At 54.7% G+C, this 23,935-nt stretch carries 23 protein-coding genes and 1 pseudogene; 19 read left to right on the plus strand and 5 right to left on the minus strand.

Features of this window, described 5'->3' with window-relative positions; genetic code table 11:
* Nucleotides 1-45 precede the first annotated feature (45 nt).
* The 4 genes from K6958_RS00350 to K6958_RS00365 all read right to left on the minus strand — a co-directional run bounded on the left by K6958_RS00350 (nt 46) and on the right by K6958_RS00365 (nt 6,252).
* Nucleotides 46-3,144, minus strand: a complete 3,099-nt coding sequence (locus K6958_RS00350) for a beta-galactosidase (RefSeq protein ID WP_249892824.1) — start codon at nt 3,142-3,144, stop codon at nt 46-48.
* 330 nt (nt 3,145-3,474) lie between these two features.
* The gene (locus K6958_RS00355) at nt 3,475-3,669 is read right to left on the minus strand and encodes a hypothetical protein (RefSeq protein WP_249892825.1); all 195 of its coding nucleotides are present in this window, start codon (nt 3,667-3,669) and stop codon (nt 3,475-3,477) included.
* 493 nt (nt 3,670-4,162) lie between these two features.
* Nucleotides 4,163-5,245 carry a LacI family DNA-binding transcriptional regulator gene (locus K6958_RS00360; RefSeq protein ID WP_249892826.1) on the minus strand — a complete coding sequence of 361 codons (1,083 nt, stop codon included), beginning with the start codon at nt 5,243-5,245 and terminating at the stop codon, nt 4,163-4,165.
* Between the two features lie 143 nt (nt 5,246-5,388).
* The gene (locus K6958_RS00365) at nt 5,389-6,252 is read right to left on the minus strand and encodes a GNAT family N-acetyltransferase (protein ID WP_249892827.1); all 864 of its coding nucleotides are present in this window, start codon (nt 6,250-6,252) and stop codon (nt 5,389-5,391) included.
* Between the two features lie 774 nt (nt 6,253-7,026).
* On the opposite strand from K6958_RS00365, the gene K6958_RS00370 reads away from it, so the two are divergent.
* The 19 genes and pseudogenes from K6958_RS00370 (at nt 7,027) to acpT (ending at nt 22,702) form a co-directional block, all read left to right on the plus strand.
* Nucleotides 7,027-7,413, plus strand: a complete 387-nt coding sequence (locus K6958_RS00370) for a lipoprotein (protein ID WP_249892828.1) — start codon at nt 7,027-7,029, stop codon at nt 7,411-7,413.
* A 73-nt stretch (nt 7,414-7,486) separates the two neighbouring features.
* The gene (locus K6958_RS00375) at nt 7,487-8,545 is read left to right on the plus strand and encodes a methyltransferase (protein ID WP_249892829.1); all 1,059 of its coding nucleotides are present in this window, start codon (nt 7,487-7,489) and stop codon (nt 8,543-8,545) included.
* 66 nt (nt 8,546-8,611) lie between these two features.
* On the plus strand, nt 8,612-9,334 hold the full coding sequence (locus tag K6958_RS00380; RefSeq protein WP_249892830.1) for a beta-ketoacyl synthase chain length factor: 723 nt from the start codon (nt 8,612-8,614) through the stop codon (nt 9,332-9,334).
* Nucleotides 9,313-10,150 (plus strand): annotated as a pseudogene (locus K6958_RS00385) (lysophospholipid acyltransferase family protein). The gene K6958_RS00380 and the pseudogene K6958_RS00385 overlap by 22 nt, the downstream one beginning before the upstream one ends.
* Nucleotides 10,125-10,382, plus strand: coding sequence for a phosphopantetheine-binding protein (locus K6958_RS00390; protein ID WP_249892831.1), 258 nt, complete (start codon nt 10,125-10,127; stop codon nt 10,380-10,382). Before K6958_RS00385 ends, K6958_RS00390 begins: the two are co-directional and overlap by 26 nt.
* 13 nt (nt 10,383-10,395) lie before the next feature.
* The gene (locus tag K6958_RS00395; RefSeq protein WP_249892832.1) at nt 10,396-10,647 is read left to right on the plus strand and encodes an acyl carrier protein; all 252 of its coding nucleotides are present in this window, start codon (nt 10,396-10,398) and stop codon (nt 10,645-10,647) included.
* 75 nt (nt 10,648-10,722) lie between these two features.
* Entirely contained in the window at nt 10,723-11,235 is a 513-nt protein-coding gene (locus tag K6958_RS00400; RefSeq protein ID WP_434085229.1) for a COG4648 family protein, read from the plus strand.
* Nucleotides 11,232-12,593: an AMP-binding protein gene (locus K6958_RS00405; protein WP_249892834.1), complete on the plus strand. Its 1,362-nt coding sequence runs from the start codon at nt 11,232-11,234 to the stop codon at nt 12,591-12,593. The genes K6958_RS00400 and K6958_RS00405 overlap by 4 nt, the downstream gene beginning before the upstream one ends.
* Complete coding sequence (locus tag K6958_RS00410) at nt 12,580-12,933, plus strand: ApeI family dehydratase (protein ID WP_249892835.1); 354 nt, start codon at nt 12,580-12,582, stop codon at nt 12,931-12,933. The genes K6958_RS00405 and K6958_RS00410 overlap by 14 nt, the downstream gene beginning before the upstream one ends.
* A complete protein-coding gene (locus tag K6958_RS00415) occupies nt 12,924-14,615 on the plus strand; it encodes a glycosyltransferase family 2 protein (protein ID WP_249892836.1) in 1,692 nt (563 codons plus the stop codon). Before K6958_RS00410 ends, K6958_RS00415 begins: the two co-directional genes overlap by 10 nt.
* A gap of 3 nt (nt 14,616-14,618) precedes the next feature.
* Nucleotides 14,619-15,041, plus strand: a complete 423-nt coding sequence (locus K6958_RS00420; RefSeq protein WP_249892837.1) for an acyl-CoA thioesterase — start codon at nt 14,619-14,621, stop codon at nt 15,039-15,041.
* Entirely contained in the window at nt 15,038-15,643 is a 606-nt protein-coding gene (locus K6958_RS00425; RefSeq protein ID WP_249892838.1) for an outer membrane lipoprotein carrier protein LolA, read from the plus strand. The genes K6958_RS00420 and K6958_RS00425 overlap by 4 nt, the downstream gene beginning before the upstream one ends.
* Nucleotides 15,612-17,936 carry an MMPL family transporter gene (locus K6958_RS00430; protein WP_249892839.1) on the plus strand — a complete coding sequence of 775 codons (2,325 nt, stop codon included), beginning with the start codon at nt 15,612-15,614 and terminating at the stop codon, nt 17,934-17,936. The genes K6958_RS00425 and K6958_RS00430 overlap by 32 nt, the downstream gene beginning before the upstream one ends.
* The gene (locus tag K6958_RS00435; RefSeq protein WP_249892840.1) at nt 17,933-18,520 is read left to right on the plus strand and encodes a DUF3261 domain-containing protein; all 588 of its coding nucleotides are present in this window, start codon (nt 17,933-17,935) and stop codon (nt 18,518-18,520) included. Before K6958_RS00430 ends, K6958_RS00435 begins: the two co-directional genes overlap by 4 nt.
* A 1-nt stretch (nt 18,521) precedes the next feature.
* Nucleotides 18,522-19,691 carry a beta-ketoacyl-[acyl-carrier-protein] synthase family protein gene (locus K6958_RS00440; RefSeq protein WP_249892841.1) on the plus strand — a complete coding sequence of 390 codons (1,170 nt, stop codon included), beginning with the start codon at nt 18,522-18,524 and terminating at the stop codon, nt 19,689-19,691.
* On the plus strand, nt 19,688-20,164 hold the full coding sequence (locus tag K6958_RS00445) for a hotdog family protein (protein WP_249892842.1): 477 nt from the start codon (nt 19,688-19,690) through the stop codon (nt 20,162-20,164). The genes K6958_RS00440 and K6958_RS00445 overlap by 4 nt, the downstream gene beginning before the upstream one ends.
* On the plus strand, nt 20,161-20,892 hold the full coding sequence (locus K6958_RS00450; protein ID WP_249892843.1) for a 3-ketoacyl-ACP reductase FabG2: 732 nt from the start codon (nt 20,161-20,163) through the stop codon (nt 20,890-20,892). Before K6958_RS00445 ends, K6958_RS00450 begins: the two co-directional genes overlap by 4 nt.
* Nucleotides 20,889-22,118 carry a beta-ketoacyl-ACP synthase gene (locus tag K6958_RS00455; protein ID WP_249892844.1) on the plus strand — a complete coding sequence of 410 codons (1,230 nt, stop codon included), beginning with the start codon at nt 20,889-20,891 and terminating at the stop codon, nt 22,116-22,118. Before K6958_RS00450 ends, K6958_RS00455 begins: the two co-directional genes overlap by 4 nt.
* Nucleotides 22,119-22,120: 2 nt before the next feature.
* A complete protein-coding gene (gene acpT / locus K6958_RS00460; RefSeq protein ID WP_249892845.1) occupies nt 22,121-22,702 on the plus strand; it encodes a 4'-phosphopantetheinyl transferase AcpT in 582 nt (193 codons plus the stop codon).
* A gap of 15 nt (nt 22,703-22,717) precedes the next feature.
* Here the strand turns inward: acpT and xylR are convergent, their stop codons facing one another.
* Nucleotides 22,718-23,896 (minus strand): D-xylose utilization transcriptional activator XylR, encoded by a 1,179-nt coding sequence (gene xylR / locus K6958_RS00465; protein ID WP_249892846.1) that lies wholly within the window; start codon nt 23,894-23,896, stop codon nt 22,718-22,720.
* Nucleotides 23,897-23,935 lie beyond the last annotated feature (39 nt).

The raw sequence follows: 23,935 nt of genomic DNA on the forward strand, positions 1-23,935 counted from the left end.
CGGGGCAGACTAGCCAGACCTGCCCCGGTTAACGCTCAGCGCGTGTTAATCACGTACCCAGCTCACTTCGTAGTGATAATGGTTGTCCTGTAACAGATACTCCGACGAGACGCTGGGGCTCCAGGAGTCATCACCGCCTACGCCCATATGGAATCCGTCCAGGTTCAGCCAGCTTCCCGGCTCCTCCTGCAGTAAATGGCGGTGCGTCGCCTTATGTAGCTGCGCCTGGCTATAGCGGCTGAGATTAAAGTGGAAGCGGCCGCGCCACTGGCTGTCGCCATACTGTAACCACTCGCTATCGCAGCGCAGGCCGTTCTCACTGGGGAAAACGTATGGCGTATAGAGCGCCGCCAACGGCAGCTGCCAGCGATCGTAGCGGGCGGACTGTTTACGATCCGGGTAGTTTTCATGCGGGCCAAGGCCAAGCCAACTGACCTGCGGCTGCACCTGCGCCAGCTGGCAGGTAAGACCAATGCGCGCCGGGGCGGGAATACCGGAAGCGATATCCACGTCCACGCTGATATGCAGTTCGCCGTTATGGTCAATGCGATAGTCCTTACGGCTGATAAACAGGATCTGGTTCCGATAACGCCAGCTGTGTACCGTACGCAGCGTGACTTCACTGCTGAGACGCTCCGCTTCGCACAGTTCCAGTCGCGGCTCCATCTGATAAAAACCCGCCGCTTTCCAGCGTTCAACCCAGGCATTAGGATCGATGCGCGCGGCTTCGCTAACCCCGATATCATTATCCAGCGGCGCACGCGTAAATTGATCCTGCAACGGCTGCAGCAGCGCCGCTTCATCGCCTTTCCACCACTGGGTCAGCAGACCGCTTTCACGGTTAAACTGCCAGCGATGCTCACCAAGCTGAATGTCAAAGGCCTGCTCGCTTACGCTGAGCGCTGGCGCCTTGTCCGCGCGATGCGCCATAGCTGGCAACGCTAATGGCGAGGCCAGCCGCCACTGCTGCCAGGCGCAGATATGACCCGCTGCGGACCAGGCGGTGGCGGCAGGCTGCTGCACCTGTACCGTCAGCCATGCCTGACCGCTGGCGGTAATGGCCGGCAAATTGTCCAGCGTAATCAACTGCGAGCCTTCAGGCGCGATATCCAGCGTAACCGTGCCGCTGGCCAAAGTGCGGCCTTCCTGCGCCAGCGTCCAGATCAGCCGTTCGTTATCGCTGTGGCGGAACAGGTATTCGCTGCTGACTTCCAGCTGTACCGGCGATCTGTTTTTTAGCGTAAAGCGGAAAAACTGCTGCGCCTGCTGCGCTTCAAATAACGCCGGATGCGGTGTGCGATCGGCAAACACCAGGCCGTTCATACAGAACTGACGATCGTTCGGCTTATCACCAAAGTCACCACCGTAAGCGGCATAGGGTTGGCCGTTATCGTCATAGCGGGTCAGCGATTGATCGACCCAGTCCCAGACAAAGCCGCCCTGCAAACGGGGATACTGACGAAACGCCTGCCAGTATTTATGGAAGCCGCCAAAGCTATTGCCCATGGCGTGCGCGTATTCGCACAGGATCAGCGGACGATGCTCATCTGGCATGCCGATCCACTTCTTAATCGACCACTTAGGCACCTGAGGGAAAGGCTGGTCCTGATCGACGCGTGCATACATCGGGCAGATAATATCGGTCGCCGTGCTGTTGGCGCCGCCGCCTTCGTACTGCACCGGGCGGGTTGGATCGTTAGATTTAATCCAGCGGTAGAGCGCGTCGTGATTGACGCCGTGCCCCGACTCATTGCCCAGCGACCAGATAATGATCGAGGGATGGTTACGGTCGCGCTGCACCATACGCGTCACGCGCTCGCTCATTGCCGACAGCCAGACCGGATCGCTGGAAAGGCGATTCATTGGCTCCATGCCGTGCGTTTCGATATTGGCTTCGTCTACGACATACAGTCCGTAGCGATCGCACAGGCGATACCAGAGCGGATGATTTGGGTAATGTGAGCAACGCACCGCATTAAAATTATGCTGCTTCATCAGCAGGATATCGCGGCGCATGGTCTCTTCATCCATTACCTGTCCGTTTTCAGGATGATGCTCATGGCGGTTCGTGCCGCGGATCAGCAGCGGTTTGCCATTCAGCTTCAGCAGGCCCTGCGAGATTTCTACCTTACGGAAGCCCACATCACAGGCTTCCGCCTCCAGTAGCGTGCCGTTAGCGTCATGCAATAGCACCACCAGGCGATAAAGCGTGGGCGTTTCGGCGCTCCAAAGCTGCGGCGCGGTAACCGGCAGACGCAGCGTAGTGCGATCTTTCCAGGCGCCGCGCTCATCAACGATCTCGCTACCCAGCGGCTGCTGGCGCTCGCCCAGCATTTCTGCGCCGAACCAGAGCTGCGCGGTGACCTGTACATCCTGCAACGCTTCGCCGTTAACCACCACCAGCGCATTCAATTCAGCCTGGCTGAAACTTTCATTTAGCTGGGTCACCACCTGGAGATCGCTAATGCTGGTATGCGGCTTATGCAGCAGTGACACATCGCGGAAGATGCCGCTCATGCGCCACATGTCCTGATCTTCCAGATAGCTGCCGTCACTCCAGCGCAACACCATCACCGCCAGACGGTTAGCGCCCGGCAGCAGCACCGCGCTGAGGTCAAATTCAGAGGGTAGACGGCTATCCTGGGCGTAGCCGATCCAGTGACCGTTGCACCACAAATGGAAGGCAGAGTTCACGCCGTCAAAAACGATGCGCGTCTGGCCAGATACCAGCCAGCTCTCATCGGCATTGAATGTGAGCGAGTAACATCCGGTTGGGTTGTCCGCCGGAACAAAGGGCGGATTAACCGGGATAGGATAAGTAACGTTGGTATAAATGGGCGCGTCGTAGCCTGCCATTTGCCAGTTTGACGGTACCTGAATTTCATCTGCGTCGGGGAGATCCTGTTGCAGCCAGCTTTCCGGCACCGCTTCCGGGCGAGAAAAATAGCTGAAAGCCCAGCGCCCGTTCAGGTTCTGCAGACGATCGGAGGGCATATCTTTCCGCGCCGCTTCCGGCGATCGCCAGCTGCAAAATGGTGGGTGGGCGGGCAGCTGATTAAGTTGGGTTACCGCCGGGTTCTCCCAGTCGCGACGTGCCAAAATGGCGCTTAGCGTGGCGGCAGAGGTACCTGCTTTTACGATCATGTCCTTTTTCCTTTTAAAATTGCGATGCGCTCACATTTATTGGCAATATGGTTTTGCCCGCAGGCGTTGTAAAGGCGCGTAACCGGAATCGGTGATGGATTTCACAAATAATCGCGGAAGGCAGTCTGTCACAACGATCACTTTGCGCAGGGAGCGATAGCCTTGTAAAGAAGCATTAAAAGGGTTAATTGACCAGAAAATTGCAGTGAAATAAGCATGAACAGACATAGGGTTAATTTTATGATATTGCTGGCGCAATCAGGGAAAATTAACGCCTATGGCTGTTTTTTTATTAGACTATTGTAGGGTGTCACCCGGTTGTAAACCGCTTCAGTTAATATATTTTCTTTGGAGCAGCAACATGCCGCATGCGAAAATTAGCGTGGAGATAAACGCATGAATAACAGATTTAGCGATTGTCTGTTGATCCCACATATAGATATTCCCCAGCAGCACCAATATAAAAAATATCAGGCTGCCAACGCTAATTCTGGCATATTTTTTACCACCAGCACGTTGCGCCATAACCGGCAGCTCCTCCTAAGCTACCCAGGAATGCGCCAGCCGCCCAGCCAGGAACTGAACCGATGCCAGGGATAGCAACCGCGCCAGATAAAGCTCCGCCAATGCCGCCGCCAATCCCTCCGCTGACGGCCGCCTGCCCCGCGCCTTTCCATGTGCAACCCGCGCCGGCTACTTCTTTTAATTCCCTATAACTTAATTCTTTCATAATTTAAGCTCCATGCTAATTATTTAAAATTAAAATGACGCTGTTTCACTGCGGCTTCATTTAAACAGATAAGAAAAATTGTTTTGTGATACATATTGCAAATATTAAAATTTTTTAATGGAAGTAAAGTTGTAGCTTGGCAAGTTAAAATTAAGCAGGTTATTAATAATTAACTGATATCTATACTAAACAAATAAAACCAACGCTTAATTATGTTGGTCATTTATGATTATATTAATCAACCTTAACTGCTCTGTCTTATTACGGTTAAGGTTTTTCTCTTCATGGTTATTTCAGACGTGCCGCCTGGCGTGCCAGCTGCATTAACGCCTCCGACAGTGCCTGCGGTGAAAGCGTTTCTTTTCCTGGCGCGGCGGTGGTTTTACGTATGACCAGGCTAACCGGCAGCAGATCGGAGCGCATGGGCACGTCCGGCTGTTGGATCATCTCTATCAGCCGCGCGACGCTGTTTTTACCCAGCGTTCTGAAATCCTGTCTGATGGTGGTCAGCGGGGGAATAAAGCAGGCGCTGTCGGCAGTATCGTCATAGCCAATAACCGATATATCATGCGGCACCTTAAGGCCCGCTTCAGTAATCGCCCTTAGCGCGCCTAACGCCATCTGATCGTTAGCCACCAGAAGCGCACCAGGCTGAGTGCCCTCATTCAGCAGCCGGGTTACCTGCTGATAGCCGGAAAGCGCGCTCCAGTCTCCTTCTATTACCGCTATGGGCTGTAGCTGCTGTTGCGCCAACGCCTGCTGCCAGCCTTCAAAGCGCAGGCGCGCCGAAACAGAGCTTTGCGGCCCGGCCAGCAGCGCAATGGCGCGGTGGCCAAGCGCCAGCAAATGGTTCACACCCAAACGCGCGCCTTCATCGGGATCGAAAATGACGCTATTGGCGTCCAGCTGCGGCGAAACGTCAAGAAACAGGAGCGGTACCTCCTGACATAGCGTCATCAGGCTTTGTGCTTCCTCATCCTGTAGGGGAATATTCACAATCAGCCCATCTACGCGCTGCGCCAGCAGATTATTGATTGCCGCTCTGGCAGCCGACGCGCCGCTCTGCTCGGTCATGGAGATCACTACGTTAAAACGTTCTTCACCCGCGCGGGATTTAATGGCAGCGGCAATCTGCGACGGCGCATGCAGCGAAAGGTCAGAGGTGGCAAGCCCGATGGTGTGCCCGGGTTTGCCTGCCAGCTGCTGGGCAACGCGGTTAGGCACATAATTCAGCGCAGCCATCGCCGACTCAACTTTTTGTCGGGTCTTCTCTGATACGTTTCCCGCCTGGTTTATTACTCGTGAAACGGTCTGGTAAGAGACGCCAGCAGATTGCGCCACATCATATAGGGTTGTCGACTTCGCTTTCATCCCGGCTTCCTTAGTACATTCGCGCGGACCGATCGGCCGCTAATGGCGGAATAGTATGCCGGGCAACGGATAAAGTAAAAAAACAGGGGGAGGAAAACAGAGGCAACACCGGGCCCGTGTTGCCTGTATGGCGGCGGCGGTCATCAGGCTCCAGAACGGTTCAGCAACGCCTGCAGTAACGCCCGCTGTGAAGCGGACAAACGCGTTTCGTTGACGCCGCAAAGATCGCAATAGTGACGTACCGTTTTTGCGCTCCAGCTAAACCCGCGATCCTGCCGCATTCGCTGGCGTAGCTGGCGAAAGATACCTTCTATTTCAAAGGCGGCAAGCAGCTGGCGCAGGCTGGTATTTTTGCCGGGCGTTAGCTGGTGGGAAAGTATTTTGCCTACCGTGCGGACATCCGCATGCAGCAGCGCAACTTCCCGACCTTCATAGTCAGGGTGCAGGCGGCTTTCTCCCAACTGCTTGAAAAAAAGCAGGTCCTGATAAAAGCGCGCCTTACGCTTCTCTACCTGAATAAACAGCGTTTCGATCTGCCGATCAAAAATGGCGTATAGCATCATCCATGCATAGAGCGTTCTTAACAGGCTGCTGCCGCGGTAACGCGCATCAATACACAGCGAGCCGATCTCGGCGGTTTTTTCCGGACGGCAATGCGTAGCCGTGATGACATCGGCAAAGATTTTTTCCGCCGGTAATCCCTGCTCGCTTTGCTTAATAAAACCAATGGTGCCGATCACTTCATCCGCGATACGCGCGATAAACAGGCGATTGCCCGGCGAAAAAAACCAGGGAGAGAAAAGCATATCGCCCTGCTGGCGCTTAACCAGTCCGAGACGGAGGTATTCGGTATGAAGCTTTTGCATACTGATATAAAACTCCTGCAGGGTAGTGACCTGAGAAATATCAACGTCATTGAATGCATGTCGTTTATTAAAACGCAGCGTGCGGTGTAACCCGGCCTTATCGCCTGGTTGAGCAACGGTCTTAACGGCTGAACGTAACACGATGAATTTTCCTCGCTGTAGGGGGTAAAAATGCCTGCAGCAAGTATTGATCAATAAATTTATCTAAACAATGGTTTCATTAAAAAGTCATAAATCGTGATTGATACGCCATTTTCATAATGAAACTGGCATCTCTGTGAAATTTTTTTATTAAAATATTTAATGTTTCGGTGGGTGCGACGGGCGGTCTGTTGCCTGGGCTACTATCTGTCCCGGTAGTAAAGGAGCACTGAGGCAGATGAATGTTCGTTGTCACTTCCCAATAGCACCTTTTACTTCATTGACCGGACTAACTGTAAAAACAGATAGATTTATCCTATTGGTTATTTGAATTTAATAGCGAAACACTTGCATGGAATGCTGCCCGCCGAATAAATTTAAATCAACTATGACGCGGGTCAATATCGAGCGCGCCGGTACGCAATAAATTATCGCCAATGTGAGTTTCATCATCCCGCCAGCCTGTAAAGCGTAACATCAAAACTTAAGGCAAATAAAAAGGATTATCTGCCCGATTTTTTGGGCTTATATATGGCAAAGATACTATTTCATTGTTTTAACGATGAGGTTTATTAATTCTCCATCCTGTTTCCAATTACAAATAATGATAATTTTCACTAAATAACTATCAGCAACAAAATAGTTTGATTAAAATGCGCAGGAAATTTTAATGGCCTGAGTGGCAGCATCTAACCCGTAATTTTAACTGTTATAAATAAGGGCGTCAGGCCAAAAGTTTCCATTTATCAATCTATTACTTAAAATGGAGTTCTTATGAAAAAGGTTGTCAGGTTATTAGCCGTATGCGCGGTTATGGGTGCTTTAGCGGGCTGCGCGCGTACTGCGCCGGTTGATAATGTTCATACCACCCTTAGCGCGGGTCATACGCAGACGCAGGTTAAAAACGCAATTTTAAAAGCGGGCGCGCAGCGTCAGTGGATTATGAGCGAAGCGGGTCCGAACGTTATCAAAGCGCGCCAGCAATCACGAGACCATATGGCTGAAGTCCTGATTAATTACTCTGCTACCGGCTACGCCATTAATTATGAAACCAGCAATAATTTATTGGCGTCCGGCGGTAAAATCCACAAAAACTATAACCGTTGGGTGCGCAACTTAGATAAAGATATTCAGGTCAATCTCGCTACCAGCGCCATGTAATAAAAAAATTATCCTAAAGTCGGGCCAGCAATGGTCCGATAACCCTGGTTTACCCAAGACAGGATTGCTCTTCATGTACGAAACGGACACGCTCAGCGCACTGGATGCTATCACTGAAGCGCAACGAATTGCTTTTGCACCCATGCTGTTTCAAACAGCGTTATGTCTGCGCAATGCGGGCGTGCTGGCCTTGCTGGATGTGAAAGGAAAGCAGGGCGCGACGCTGGATGAAATTGTCGCCAACTGTCATCTGAGCGAATACGCTATTAGCGTCTTGCTGGATATGGGATTAAGCGGCCGTATCGTGACCTGCCAGGATGAATATTACCGTCTGGCGAAAGTAGGGCATTTCTTGCTGCATGACACCATGACGCGCGTAAATATGGATTTCACACAGGATGTCTGTTATCAGGGGTTATTCTTTTTAGCGCAGGCGCTAAAAGAATCCAAACCCGCTGGGCTGCAAGTGTTTAGCGACGCCGAAACAATCTATCCGGTGCTGTCGCAGCTGCCTTCCCCCGCGCGCGAAAGTTGGTTTGCATTCGATCATTACTATTCCGATGTCGCCTTTAACGCGGCGCTACCTTATATTTTCGCCAGCGGCCCAAAAAAATTATATGATATTGGCGGCAATACCGGAAAATGGGCGCTGAAATGTTGCCAGTACGATGAAAATATCGCAGTTACGCTTCTTGATCTGCCACAACAAATTGAACTTGCTCGCCAGAATATCGAAAATGCAGGTCTATCGCATCGTATCGGCTTTCACGCGGTAGATATGCTTGGTGACGCGCCGCTCCCTGCGGAAGCCGATATTTGGTGGATGAGTCAGTTCCTCGACTGTTTTTCTCCCGATCAGATTATCGCTATGCTCAGCCGCATTGCAGGTAAAATGAAGCCCGGCGCGCGACTGTGTGTGATGGAGCTCTTCTGGGATGCGCAGAAATTTGAAGCTGCATCGTTCAGCCTGAATGCGACGTCGCTCTATTTTACCTGTATGGCTAACGGCAATAGTCGTTTTTACAGCGTAGAGAAGTTTTATCGCTATCTGGAGATGGCCGGTTTTAGGGTCGAGCAACGCATCGATAATCTCGGCGTTGGTCATACTTTATTGATATGTGAGAGATTTTAATATTCCTGCCGGTTCTTGCGTTGTTTAATGCGCCGCAGAGCTGCTAACCGATTGCGGACGCCGTTGATGAAATTTAGCTTAAACCTTATCGACTGGCAGGCCAGAGCGCCTGGACTCAGTGACGCTACGCAGTGGCAACGTTGGGCGCGTCAGCCGCATGCGATTGACCCCGATGCGCCCCAGGCAAAACTGACGGAACTTCCGATGATGACCGCCCGGCGTCTCTGTTCCGGCAGCAAATTAGCCGTCGAGTGCGGGCTGGCGATGCTGCGCCGTCATAGCATTGACGCGGTGCTTTTTAGCAGTCGTCACGGCGAGCTGGAGCGCAACTATCGCATTCTTCAGGCGCTGGCGCGTAATGAAGATGTTTCGCCGACAGATTTCGCCATGTCGGTACATAACTCTGCGGTGGGCAATTTAACCATCGCCGCAAAGCAGCCGGTGGTTTCTTCCTCACTGTCTGCAGGCATGGATACTTTCCATCAGGGTTTGTGCGAAGTGATGTGTCTGCTACAGGCGGGGTATCAACGCGTATTGATGGTGGATTTCGATGGTTTGCTGCCTGCGTTTTATCACTCCAGGCTGCCGCCGAAAATGCCGACCTGGGCATGGGCCGTGGCGCTGGTATTTGAAACGGGTAGCGCGCTGCACTGTACAACCGAGAGCGGAAGCGACGGGATAGAGCCGCTGCTGCCGCAGAGCCTGCAATTTATGCAGCATTATCTGAGCGATGTCGCTGAATTCACTATCCCAGGTGAAAAAATGCAGTGGCGCTGGAGCCGCGTATGATGCACGTCGTCGCCTGGTTAAACCGCCTTTGGCGTCTGTTAATGACCGGTTTCTGTTTCACGTTATTCGGTCTCGGCGGGCTGTTGCTGTCTCTGGTCTGGTTTAATCTCCTGTTGCTGATAGTGCGTGATAAAAACCGGCGCCGACGCCTCGCCCGCCGCTCTATTTCAGCCAGCTTCCGTTTTTTTCTGGCGGTGGCCAAAGGCGTAGGGGTGCTGGATTATCATATTCACGGCGCAGACATTTTACGTAGCGAGCGCAGTTGTCTGGTGGTGGCGAATCACCCAACCCTGATTGACTACGTGCTGCTTGCTTCAGTCATGCCGGAGACCGATTGCCTGGTAAAAGGGGCGCTGCTGAAAAATCCCTTTGTTAGCGGTGTGATTCGCGCGGCGGATTATCTGGTTAACAGCGAGGCCGATCGCTTACTGGTTCAAAGCCAGACGCGGCTGGCGCAGGGCGACACGCTATTAATCTTCCCTGAAGGCACGCGTACGCGACCCGGAGAAGAGATGACCTTACAACGCGGGGCGGCCAATATCGCGGTGCGCTGCTGTAGCGATTTGCGCATCGTGACCATTCGTTGCAGCGAACATCTGCTCGACAAACAGAGCAAATGGTATAACGTGCCCCCGACAAAACCGTTGTTCGAAGTGACCGCAGGCCAACGGGTGCAAATTGAACATTTCTATCAGGCTAATTTACAAGAACCGGCGCTGGCGGCAAGGCAGCTCAACCGGCATCTTTTAATGCAATTACAAACAGTTGGGAATACTTTCAGGACGCAATAATGCAATCGCTTTATTTAGAAATTAAACATCTCATCATCAATACATTAAATCTGGATGAGCTGACGGCCGAGGATATCGATACTGATGCCGCGTTGTTCGGAGAGGGCTTAGGGCTGGATTCTATTGATGCCCTGGAGCTGGGACTGGCAGTGAAAAACCGGTACGGCATCGTACTCTCCGCTGAGAGCGAAGAAACGCGTCAGCATTTCTTCTCTGTCGCGACGCTAGCCTCTTTCATTCATTCACAACGCGTCTGATAACGAGCCTGCTATGACAGAACAACAAGCAATATATCAGGAAGTCTCCGCGCTTCTGACGAAACTGTTCGAAATCGATCCTGACGATATCAAACCTGACGCCCGTCTGTACGAAGATCTCGAACTGGATAGCATTGATGCAGTCGATATGATTGTGCAACTGCAAAAAAAGACCGGCAAAAAGATCAAGCCGGAAGAGTTTAAAGCTGTGCGCACCGTCCAGGATGTCGTCGACGCGGTAGAGCGTCTGTTACGCGAAGCCTGATTTACCGTGGGTGGCTGCAAAAAACTACCGGGCATTCAGGTAGCAACGGGACTAACACTGCTGGCCTGGCCATTTATGGTCTGGTTCGGCCTGACGCATAACAGCCTGCACTGGCTGCTGCCGTTGATAGCGCTGCTGCTGATTTTACGCTTATGGCAAGCAAAGCGAACAGCGGGGCCAATGCGCGTTGTCATGCAAAGTGCGGCACTGGTTGGCATTGTCCTGTGCATCGCCAGTACGCTGCTAAAAACCCATCAGCTGCTGCTGTTTTATCCGGTAGTTGTCAATTTACTGATGCTTGCCCTGTTTGGGGGATCATTATGGACAGCAATGCCGCTGGTTGAGCGACTGGCGCGCCTGCGCGATCCCCAACTTCCTCCCGAAGGCGTACGCTATACCCGGCGAGTCACCCAGGTATGGTGTCTCTTTTTCATCGTCAATGGCAGCATCGCCCTTTTTACTGCCCTGCAGGGCAACATGCGTCTATGGACGGCATGGAACGGCATTATCGCTTATGGGCTGATGGGATTGTTGATGGCGGTTGAATGGTTGGTGCGTCGTCAGGTAATAAAGCGGAAAATCCCATGAATCAGACCCTCCCTTTGTCACAGTGGCTTAGCGCATCTCGTCCGGATGATACCGTGATCGCCTGGCTTGGCGATCATACCTGGACGCTGGGACAGCTGCGCTATGATGTCGCCCTGTTGGTGAATGAGCTGCAGCGTCAGGAAGGCGAACGCTGGGCGCTCTGCTTCGAAAACAGCTATCTGTTTATTGTCGCGTTGCTGGCGACGCTAAGCGTGGGCAAAACGCCGGTGATCCCCGGGCACTGTCGCGTTTCCCTACTGGAAGAGCAGCGCTCGTTGTTTCACGGCGTGTTGAGTGACCAGACGCTGGAATGGCGCGGCATACTGCACGTAGTCTCTTCGGCAAAAACGAGCGCGCCGACAACGGTGGCGTTGCCCGACATTGTGCCCAGCCGTTGTATCGAACTCTATACTTCCGGCTCTACAGGCCAGCCCAAACGGGTAGTGAAAAGTGTCGCTACGCTTGATAAAGAAGCTGCCCTGCTGGCCGCCCGCTTTGCCGACCGGCTGACGGGATGCCGGGTGGTTGCTTCCGTTGTGCCTCAGCATCTGTATGGGCTGACTTTCCGCATCTTTTTACCCGTATCGCTTGGGATGCCGCTCCATGCCGCCATGCTCTATTATGCCGAACAGCTGGTCGCGCTGGATCATCACTACCGATATCTGTTTGTCAGCAGTCCCGCGTTTCTTAAGCGGCTGGACCCTAATCTGACGCCGCCGCCCGTCAACATGATCCTCTCTGCCGGCGGCATGCTGTCGTGGCAGCATGTCATCGACACGCAGCGCTGGTTTGGCGTCTGGCCTGATGAAATTTATGGCAGCACCGAAACCGGCATTCTTGCCTGGCGCCAGCGTCAGCAAGATATTCTTCCCTGGCTCCCCTTTCCGGATGTACGCATTGTCGCTGAGGGTGATGCTTTCCGCGCCTTCTCGCCGTTGATCGCCTGCGAAGCAGGGCTGCTGCTGGATGATATCTTACAGATTGAGAATAGCGGATGCTTTCATCTGGCCGGGCGGCGTGGGCGGGTAGTGAAAATCGAAGAGAAACGCATTTCCCTAAGCGAAGTGGAACGCCGCCTGATGTCGCTGGAAGGTATCCGCGACGCAGCGGCATTGCCGGTCACACGCGGCGGCCGTCAGGGAATTGGCGCGGTGCTGGTGCTGGAAGAGGCACTGCGCCAGACACTGCAACAGACAAACATCAAAGCGCTGGAACTTTCATGGCGGCGCGCGCTGCTACCCTGGCTGGAACCGGTCGCCGTTCCGCGCTATTGGCGGATCGTCGATGAAATTCCGGTTAATAGCATGAATAAGCGTGTCTATGCGCAATTACAGGAGTCATTTAATGAAAGCCCGTGAAATTGAACGCCATCAGATGCCGCCCGGTCAGGCCGCTATTGTGCTGCATCTTGATCCGACGCTGTTCTGGTTCCGGGGCCATTTTGCCATACAGCCGTTATTGCCCGGCGTAGCGCAGCTTGACTGGGTGATGCACTATGCCGGGATGCTGCTTGCGCCAGGCTTTCGCTTTCACAGTATGCAGAACGTTAAATTTCAGGCGCCGCTGCTGCCAGATAATACCGTTACGTTAACGTTGACCTGGCAGGAGGAGCGCCAGCTCCTGACGTTCAGCTATCAGCGTCACGAGGGAGAGGCGCGCCATACGGCCAGTAGCGGGAAGCTTCGCTTATGCCGTTAAACTTTGCGCCCTGTGTCGTCATCCCCTGTTACAACCACGGCGCCATGATGGCAGGCGTGCTTGCTCGTCTCGCCCCGTTCCAGCTGCCAATTATTATTGTCGATGACGGCAGCAATAAAGAGACGCAGCAGGCGCTGGCGGCGCTTGTCGCCCTTGACCCACAGCTGACGCTTATCCGCCTCAAACAAAACGCGGGCAAAGGCGCGGCGGTGATCCGCGGCCTGGAGGCGGCGGATCGGGCGGGTTTTACCCATGCGGTGCAGGTAGATGCCGACGGGCAGCATGCCATTGAAGATATTTCAGCGCTGTTGGCGCTTGCGACGCAACACCCCGATGCGCTGATTTCCGGTCAACCGATTTATGACGACTCGATTCCGCGCTCGCGCCTGTATGGGCGTTGGATAACGCATATTTGGGTATGGATAGAAACGCTCTCATTGCAGTTAAAAGACAGTATGTGTGGCTTCCGCGTCTACCCGATCGTCCCGACATTGCAGCTGGCGCAACGCGTCGCGCTGGGCCAGCGTATGGATTTCGATACCGAAGTGATGGTACGACTCTACTGGCAGGGCAATACCAGCTACTTTATGCCAACCCGCGTCACCTATCCGCAGGATGGGCTGTCGCATTTTGATGCGCTAAAGGACAACGTTCGCATATCGCTTATGCATACCCGGCTGTTCTTCGGCATGCTCCCGCGTATGCCGTCGCTGCTGATGCGGCGGCGCGCGCAGCACTGGGCAAAGCAGCGTGAAGTGAAAGGGCTATGGGGAATGCGCGTTATGCTGGCGGTCTGGCAATTGCTGGGGCGTCGCGCCTTTTCTCTGCTGCTGTGGCCGGTCGTTGGCGCTTACTGGTTAACGGCCGCTTCTGCCCGACGTGCATCGCAGTCGTGGCTTGCACGCGTGCGTGGCCGGTTGCAGGCACGTCATCTGCCTGTACCGGCGAATCTCAACAGCTATCGTCATTTTCTGCGTTTCGGCGATGCCATGCTGGATAAAGTGGCCAGCTGGCGCGGTGAACTTCAGCTCGGGCGGGATGTGGTTTTCGCTCCGGAGGCGGAGGCGGCGCTCAGCATGGATCAACCGCAGGGTAAATTGCTGCTGGCCTCGCACTTAGGCGATGTTGAAGCTTGCCGCGCCCTGGCGCAGCTACAGGGCGGAAAAACCATCAATGCGTTGGTGTTTAGCGAAAACGCCCAACGCTTTAAGCAGATTATGGCTGAGAGCGTGCCGCAGGCCGGGCTGAACCTGATCCCGGTTACCGATATCGGCCCGGACACGGCCATTATGTTGAAAGAAAAATTGGATCGTGGCGAATGGGTGGCGATCGTCGGCGATCGCATAGCGGTTAATCGCCAGCGCGGCGGGGACTGGCGAGTCGTCTGGAGCCCATTTATGGGCCAGCCCGCGCCTTTCCCGCAGGGGCCGTTTATCCTTGCCGCTCTGCTGCGTTGTCCGGTACTGCTGATTTTTGCTCTTAAACAACAAGGTAAACTCCATATTCATTGCGAGCCGTTCGCCGATCCGCTGCTGCTGCCCCGCGCGGATCGCCATGCGGCGCTGGAACAGGCCGTCAACCGCTACGCTGCCCGCCTTGAGCACTACGCGCTGCAAGCCCCGCTGGACTGGTTTAATTTTTTTGATTTCTGGCATTTACCTGACGCCAACGATAAGGAATGAAAAATGCTTGATGATCCTCGTTTTACCACCGAGATAGAAATCACCGTACCGTTTCATGATGTGGATGTTATGGGCGTGGTATGGCACGGCAACTATTTTCGGTATTTTGAAATTGCCCGTGAAAAATTACTGAACCAGTTCAACTACGGCTATCGCCAGATGAAAGCCTCAGGTTACGTTTGGCCGATAGTCGATACGCGCGTTAAATATCGCGACGCCGTGACTTTTGAGCAGCGTATTCGGGTACGCGCGCAGCTGGAAGAGTATGAAAACCGTCTACGTATCGCCTACCAGATTTTCGATGCTGTCACTGGCAAGCGCACCACGACTGGCTACACCATTCAAGTCGCCGTAGAAGAGAGCAGCCGGGAGATGTGTTTCGTCAGCCCGGCCGTGCTGTTTGAACGCCTGGGAGTCGCCCAATGAAATACTGGCCTTTACTTGCCCTGCTGATCAGTCCGTGGGTCAGCGCCGTTACGCTGGATGAACTGCAGCAGCGCTTTACTGAACAACCGGTCATTCGCGCCCATTTCACCCAGACGCGCGCCATTAAAGATTTGCCGCAGCCGCTGCGTTCGCAGGGAGATATGCTGATCGCCCGCGATACAGGGTTGCTTTGGGATCAAAAAAGCCCGTTCCCGATGCTGCTGATGCTGGATGACGCGCGCATGGTACAAAGGGTCAACGGCCAGCCGCCGCAGGTGATTACCGCAGAAAACAATCCGCAAATGTTCCAGTTTAACCATCTGCTGCGGGCGCTGTTTCAGGCGGACCGTAAAGTGCTGGAGCAAAATTTTCGCATCGAATTTCAGGACAAAGGAGAAGGTTGTTGGTCGCTGCGTTTGACGCCTGTCACTACACCGCTGGATAAAATCTTCGCCACCATAGACCTTGCCGGTCAGACCTACCTTGAGACGATTCAGCTGAATGATAAGCAGGGCGATCGTACCGATATCTCCCTTTCGCAACACCAACTGATGCCCGCCCGGTTAACCGATGATGAACGCCAACGCTTTGCCGCCTGGTAACGCTCGCCGCGCAGCGCTGCTGTGGGGCATCCTGTGTCTGGCGCTGCTGGGCCTGCTATTGCTGTTGTTACCGCAATCCAGGATGAATAGCAGCGTGCTGGCGATGCTGCCAAAACAGGCGCTGGGGACCCTTCCGCCCGCGCTAAATGACGGTTTTATACAGCGCCTGGATCGGCAACTGGCCTGGCTGGTCAGCCCTGGCAAAACCGCCGATCCCGCAGTGGCGCAGGCATGGTACGCGCAGCTTAAAGATTCGCGCATGCTTGCCGATGTAAAAGGGCAAATGGATGCTGCCAGCCAGCAGGCCTGGGGCACGTTTTTCTGGCGACATCGTAACGGATTGATTGATCACGTGACGCGGGCGCGTTTGCAAAATGGCGGCGAAGCGCAGGCGCAATGGGTTCTGTCGCAGCTTTATTCCGCCTTTGCCGGCGTAAGCGGCAAAGAGCTGCAAAACGATCCGCTTATGTTAATGCGTGGCTCGCAGCTGGCGCTGGCGCAAAACGGTCAGCGGCTGCGGTTGATGGATGGCTGGCTGGTGGCTCAGGATGAGGAAGGCAACTACTGGTATTTTTTGCATGGCGAGCTGGCGAATAACGCTTTTGACATGCAGCAAACCCGGCAGCTGGTCACCACGCTGAACGCCATGGAGCAACAGCTCAAGGCGCAATATCCACAGGCGCAGCTGTTATCACGCGGCACGGTATTTTATAGCGACTATGCCAGCCAGCAGGCGAAACGGGATATCTCAACGCTGGGTGTGGCGACCATTCTCGGCGTGATCCTGCTGATCGTAGCGACGTTTCGCTCTCTGCGTCCTCTGCTGTTATGCCTGCTTTCCATTGCCGTCGGGGCGCTGGCGGGAACCGTTGTTACCTTGCTTATTTTTGGCGAGCTCCATCTGATGACACTGGTCATGAGCATGAGCATTATCGGTATTTCCGCCGACTATACGCTTTATTTCCTGACGGAACGTATGGTGCATGGCGCAGAAGCTACGCCGTGGCAAAGCCTGGCAAAGGTTCGCAATGCGTTGCTGCTGGCGCTGCTAACGACCGTGGCGGCTTATGTGATCATGATGATTGCTCCTTTTCCAGGCATTCGTCAGATGGCCGTATTCGCAGCGACCGGGCTGAGCGCCTCTTGTCTGACGGTGCTTTTTTGGCATCCATGGCTGTGTCGCGGCCTGCCGGTGCGTCCGGTCCCCTTGATGACATGGATGTTGCGCTGGCTGGCTGCGTGGCGGCGTAAAAAAGCGCTTTCCATGGGGCTGGTTGCCGTACTGACGCTATTTTCTTTGGCCGGAATCGTTACGCTGCGCATCGATGACGATATTTCACAGCTGCAGGCGCTGCCGCCGTCGCTGCTGGCGCAGGAAAAAGCGATCACGCGTTTGACGGGGCAAAGTGTCGATCAGAAATGGTTTGTGGTTTACGGCGACACGCCGGAACAAACGCTGAGGCGGATGGAAGCCTTTACGTCGACGCTGGAGCAGGCGCGACGCGCAGGCGCGATAGTCAGCTACCGTACTATTCCGCTTAATTCGCTGGCACGGCAGCAGCAGGATTTACAGCTACTGCGCAAGGCTACGCCAGCCATAACGCGGGCGCTGCAAAGCGCCGGGCTTAGCACCGTTAATCCTGACCTTAGCGCCATGCCGGTATCGGTAGAGGCCTGGCTTGGCAGTCCGGCCAGCGAGGGCTGGCGCCTTTTATGGCTGACGTTGCCCAACGGCGCAAGCGGCGTGCTTATCCCTGTGGACGGCGTAAAAAATAGCGTGGCGCTGGGCCAGCTGGCAGATAAGCAGCCGGGAGTGGCATGGGTCGATCGTAAACAGACGTTTGACAGATTATTTGCGCTTTACCGTACGGTCCTCAGCGGTCTGCTGGGCGTCGCGCTGATGATATTTGCCGGTGGCGCTATAGCACGTCTCGGCTGGCGCAAAGGGCTGATAAGCCTGGTCCCCTCTCTGTTGTCGTTAGGCTGTGGGCTGGCGGTGCTTTCATTCAGCGGGCATTCAGTGAACTTATTTTCATTGCTGGCTCTGGTGCTGGTGCTGGGCATCGGTATCAATTACACGCTGTTTTTTAGCAACCCGCGCGGCACCCCGTTAACCTCGCTGTTAGCGATTACGCTGGCGATGATGACCACCCTGCTGACGCTCGGGATGCTGGTTTTTAGCGCCACGCAAGCGATCGGCAGCTTTGGCATTGTTCTGGTCAGCGGAATTTTTACCGCCTGGCTGCTTGCCCCGCTGGCGATGCCCAATAAAAAAAGAGAAAAGAAGAAATGATGACACGTAATTTTTGGCTTGGCGTTAGTCTGCTCGCCGTATCGCTGCTGACCGGCTGTAGCCACGGTTTACAGCAAGAACGCAATAGCAGACCACAGGCCTGGCTGGAGCCAGGTGCGCGCGTTACTTTACCGGCACCGGGTATCTCCCCTGCGGTCAATTCTCAACAGCTGCTAACCGGAACATTTCATGGCCAGACGCAGTCGTTACTGGTGATGCTGAATGCCGATAACAAAAAAATCACGCTTGCAGGCTTGTCATCCGTCGGCATCCGCCTGTTTTTAGTGACCTATGACGAAAAAGGGCTGCATACCGAGCAGTCAATTATCGTGCCGCAGCTTCCTCCAGCCAGTCAGGTATTGGCCGACGTCATGCTGAGCCATTGGCCGATTGCCATCTGGCGTCAGCAATTGCCTGCGGGCTGGACATTGAGCGACAAAGGCGACAGGCGTGAACTGCGCAATGCCAACGGTAAGCTGATCACAGCGATCGTTTATCTGCAGCGGAAAGGCCAGCGTGTGCCCATCAGCATTGAGCAGTACGCCTTTAAATACCACATCACCATTCAATATCTGGGCGACTGATATGATTTATATTTCCGCCTTCGGCATGCTTAATGCGCTGGGGAATAATAGCGCCGAGATCGCCGCCAATCTGGTACGTGGCGTCGCCCCCGGCATGCGCGTTCGGGCTGGCTGGTTACGTAATCATCCTGAGGCTGTATTGGGTGGGGTGGACGGCGAATTACCGGCTATCCCCGAGGCATTCTCTGCGCACCGCAGCCGCAATAATCAGCTGTTGCTGGCAGCGCTGGCGCAAATTCAGCCGCAGCTGGATAACGCGATTGCGCAGTATGGCCGCGACCGCGTCGCCGTGGTCATGGGCACCAGCACCTCCGGGTTGAATGAAGGTGACGAACATGTTCGTCTGACGCTCAACAATGAGGCAAGCCTGAACTGGCAGTATCCGCAGCAGGAGTTGGGCGATCCCTCACGTTTTCTCAGAAACTGGCTGGCGTTGGAAGGTCCCGCTTTCACGCTCTCTACTGCCTGTTCATCCAGTGCCCGCGCCATCATCAGCGGTCGGCGTCTGATCGAGGCTGGTCTGGCGGATGTGGCTCTTGTCGGCGGGGCGGATACGCTGAGCCGTATGCCGGTAGGCGGCTTTCATAGCCTGGAGTCACTATCGCCCAGTTTGTGCCAACCGTTTGGTCGTGACCGTTGCGGCATTACCATCGGCGAAGGCGCCGCTCTGATGCTGCTGACGCGTGAGCCTCAGCCGATTGCACTGCTTGGCGTTGGTGAATCAAGCGATGCCTGGCATATTTCCGCACCGCACCCGGAAGGCGCAGGCGCCATCCGCGCTATTCATCAGGCGCTGACGGATGCCAACCTGCAGCCTGATGACGTGGGTTATATCAATCTGCACGGTACGGCTACCACGCTTAACGATCAGATTGAATCGAAAGTTGTGCATGACCTGTTCGGTGAAAGGGTGCCTTGCAGCTCCACAAAACATCTGACCGGCCATACATTAGGCGCGGCGGGCATTACTGAGGCAGCTATCAGCGCGCTGATTTTGCAACAAAACCTGCCGTTGCCGCCGCAGGATTTTAGCATGTCGCCCATCGATCCGACCCTGCCCGCCTGCGCTATTCTGCGGCAGGCGCAGCCGTTGGAGCGTCCGGTTATTCTGTCAAACTCTTTTGCCTTTGGCGGTAACAATGCCAGCATTCTGCTGGGGAGAAGCGTATGAATCATTATCTGCCGCCGGTGGCGTATCTGCCGCACGATGCGCCGATGCTGCTGTTGGAAGAGGTTATTGGCGTGACGGACAATGCTGCCTACTGTCGGGTGGCGGTGAGCGGCGATGGCGTGCTGCAGCCCTTCCTGGATGCCCAGGGCAATCTACCCGGCTGGTATGCGCTGGAACTGATGGCGCAAACCGTAGGCGTCTGGTCCGGCTGGCAGCGGCAGCGAAACGGTCAGCAAAGCATCGCGCTGGGCATGGTGCTGGGCGCCCGTGAGCTGATTTGCGCCGCGGGACATTTTCCCGGCGGCGCCACGCTGGATATTGACGTCAACTTGCTTATGCAGGATGAACGTTTCGGTAGTTTCGACTGCGCGATTCGCATTGATAAAGAGACAGTGGCGACAGGTCGCGTAAATACTTTTCAGCCCACGGCGGAAGAGTTGAATTCGCTTTTTAATCAGGGGAATAGAGAATGAGTCGTTCAGTACTGGTCACCGGCGCCAGTAAAGGCATCGGACGCGCCATCGCTTGCCAGCTTGCTGCTGATGGCTTCATTGTTGGCGTGCATTATCATCGCGATGAAGCGGGAGCCAGAGAGACGCTGAAGGCGATCGAGCAGGCCAGCGGTCAGGGACGTTTGCTCTGTTTTGACGTCAGCAACCGCCAACAGTGCCGTGAGGTACTTGAGCAGGAGATCGCTACGCATGGTGCCTGGTATGGCGTGGTAAACAATGCCGGTATCGCGCGGGACGGCGCATTTCCGGCACTCAGTGAAAACGACTGGGACGAGGTCATTCACACTAACCTTGATAGCTTTTATAACGTCATTCATCCCTGCATTATGCCGATGGTTAGCGCGCGAAAAGGGGGGCGCATTATTACGCTTTCTTCGGTTTCAGGCGTAATGGGCAACCGCGGCCAGGTAAACTACAGCGCAGCAAAGGCGGGTATTATCGGCGCCACGAAAGCGTTGGCGATTGAACTGGCAAAGCGCAAAATTACCGTTAACTGTATCGCTCCGGGGCTGATTGATACCGGTATGATCGAGATGGAAGAGACCGCATTGAAAGAGGCGATGGCGCTTATTCCAATGAAACGCATGGGACAGGCGGAGGAAGTTGCCGGACTGGCCAGTTATTTAATGTCTGATATTGCAGGATATATTACCCGCCAGGTCATTTCTGTTAACGGAGGGATGCTATGATTCGCCGCGTGGTCATTACCGGTATGGGTGGTGTTACCGCCTTTGGTGAAACCTGGCAGGATGTTTCCCGCCGTCTGCTGGCTTATAAAAATGCGGTACGTAAAATGCCGGAGTGGCAGATTTATGATGGTCTGCATACGCTGCTGGGCGCGCCGATCGATGATTTCAGTTTGCCCGATCACTATACGCGCAAGCGTATCCGGGCGATGGGTCGGGTTTCGCTGCTTTCCACCCGCGCCACCGAACTGGCGCTGGAACAGGCCGGGCTAATCGACGATCCGATACTGGTGAGTGGCCAGACGGGGATCGCTTACGGTTCATCCACCGGCAGTACCGGCCCGGTAAGCGAATTCGCCACCATGCTTACCGAGAAGCACACCAATAACATCAGCGGCACCACCTATGTACAGATGATGCCGCACACCACGGCGGTCAATACCGGACTCTTTTTTGGCCTGCGTGGCCGGGTGATCCCCACTTCCAGCGCCTGCACCTCCGGCAGCCAGGCGATCGGCTACGCGTGGGAAGCCATTCGCCACGGTTATCAAACGGTGATGGTGGCGGGCGGCGCAGAAGAGCTTTGCCCCTCCGAGGCGGCGGTATTCGATACGTTATTTGCTACCAGCCAGCGCAACGATACGCCTGAAATCACGCCGTCGCCTTTCGATCAGCAACGCGATGGGCTGGTTATCGGCGAAGGCGCCGGAACGTTAATCCTTGAAGAGCTTGAACATGCCAAAGCACGCGGCGCGACGATTTATGGTGAAATCGTCGCGTTCGCAACCAACTGCGATGCTGCGCATATTACCCAGCCGCAGCGGGAAACCATGCAAATATGCATGGAGCAATCGCTGCGTATGGCAGGATTGACGCCGCAGGAGATCGGTTATATTTCTGCGCATGGCACGGCCACGGAACGAGGCGATGTTGCAGAAAGCCAGGCGACCGCGATGATTTACGGCAACGGGACCCCCGTTTCTTCACTGAAAAGCTATTTCGGCCATACGCTGGGCGCATGCGGCGCGCTGGAGGCCTGGATGAGTCTGCAAATGATGCGTGAGGGCTGGTTTGCGCCAACGATAAATCTGACGCAGCCGGATGAGCAATGCGGCGACCTGGATTACATTATGGGCGAAGCCCGTTCGATTGACTGCGAATATCTGCAAAGCAATAACTTCGCCTTCGGCGGCATCAATACTTCGCTTGTTATCAAACGCTGGGCTTAAACATGCATCGGGTTGTGCTGGGAAAGATTTCTGATTTGCAACAGCCGCCGCTTCCGCCAGCCCTGTGGCAGTTAGCTCCCCCTGGCCCGCCGCGTGCGGCCTGGCTGGCCGGACGCGTACTGCTTAGCCGCATGCTTTCCCCGCTGCCGTTGCCTGAAATTGTCTACGGCGATAACGGCAAACCTGCTTTTCAAGCTGATGTGCCGCTGTGGTTTAATATCAGCCATAGCGGCGATGATATTGCGCTGATCGTCAGTGATGAAGGTGAGGTTGGCTGTGATATTGAAGTTATTCGTCCGCGTAAAAACTGGACTGGCATCGTTGATGCCGTGTTTAGCTCAGGCGAGCGCCAGCTGATAGCGGCGGAACCGCCATCTGCTCAACTTACTGCATTTTGGCGCATCTGGACGCGTAAAGAGGCTATTTTGAAACAGTCCGGCGGCACCGTATGGCAAATAGCGCAGATTGACAGCACGGCACCCGCTCACTATTTTGTGAGCCAGATAATCATAGCCAATACTTTGATACTGGCGATCTGCACCTCTGCTCCGCATGTCCTGAGCGTTAACGATATTATTCGGTAACGCTTATAGCCTGCGCTAGTTAATCACCGCCGCATTTTGCTGACGATATTCCTTTGGCGTGCTGGCGTAGCTTTTCTTAAATACCGAATAGAAATATTGCAGCGAAGGATAGCCGCACATTTGTGAAATCTCATTAATCGGTATGGAAGAGGAAACCAGCAGCGAACGCGCCCGCTCCAGCTTCTCGCTGTGGATGATGGTGTGAATGGTCTCGCCGGTTTCATCTTTAAAGCGCTTCTCCAGATTGGAGCGCGACATACCTACCGCATCCAGCACCTGCTCAACCTTGATGCCTTTACAGGCGTTAAAGCGGATATAGTGCATCGCCTGAATCACCGCCGGATCGTGCAGCGAACGAAAATCGGTCGAGCGCCGGGCAATCACCTTCACCGGCGGCACCAGAATGCGCTGCAGCTGCATCGCCTGGCGATCCAACAGGCGATGCAGCAGCTTGGCCGCCTGGTAGCCCATCTGCCGTGTGCCCTGCGCCACTGAGGAGAGCGCCACGCGTGATAAATAGCGCGTCAGCTCTTCATTATCAATGCCAATTACACACAGCTTCTCCGGCACCGGGATTTTCAAATGCTCGCACACCTGCAACAGATGGCGGGCACGCGCATCGGTAACGGCGATAATACCGGTCTGTTGCGGCAGGGTTTGCAGCCAGTCGGCCAGCCGGTTCTGCGCATGCTGCCAGTAGGCCGGCGCGGTCTCCATGCCCTGATAGACCACGCCCTGATAACGCTCTTGCGCCACCAGCCGACGAAAGGCATATTCCCGCTCCTGCGCCCAGCGCTTGCCGCAGGAGGCGGGCAGGCCGTAAAAAGCGAAGCGGTTGATGCCTTTCTCTTTCAGATGTAAAAAAGCGCTCTCCACCAGGGCGGCGTTATCAGTGGCGATATAGTGTACGGGCGGATAATCTTCCGGCCGATGATAAGAGCCGCCCACGCCGACGATCGGCACATCCACATTCTGCAACAGCGCCTCGATCTCTTTGTCGTCAAAGTCGGCGATCACGCCGTCGCCGAGGCACTCGTGCATGTTATCGATACGGCAGCGAAAATCCTCCTCAATAAAAATATCCCAGTCGGTTTGCGAGGCCTGCAGATACTCACCGACACCTTCCACCACCTGGCGGTCATAGATTTTATTGGCATTAAACAGCAGGCTGATGCGAAAACGTTTCTCAAACATGATCACTCCTGGTTTTTATTCTGCATCTTGATTACCACA

Origin of the sequence: Mixta hanseatica (assembly GCF_023517775.1) — a bacterium.
Taxonomy (GTDB): Bacteria; Pseudomonadota; Gammaproteobacteria; order Enterobacterales; family Enterobacteriaceae; genus Mixta; species Mixta hanseatica.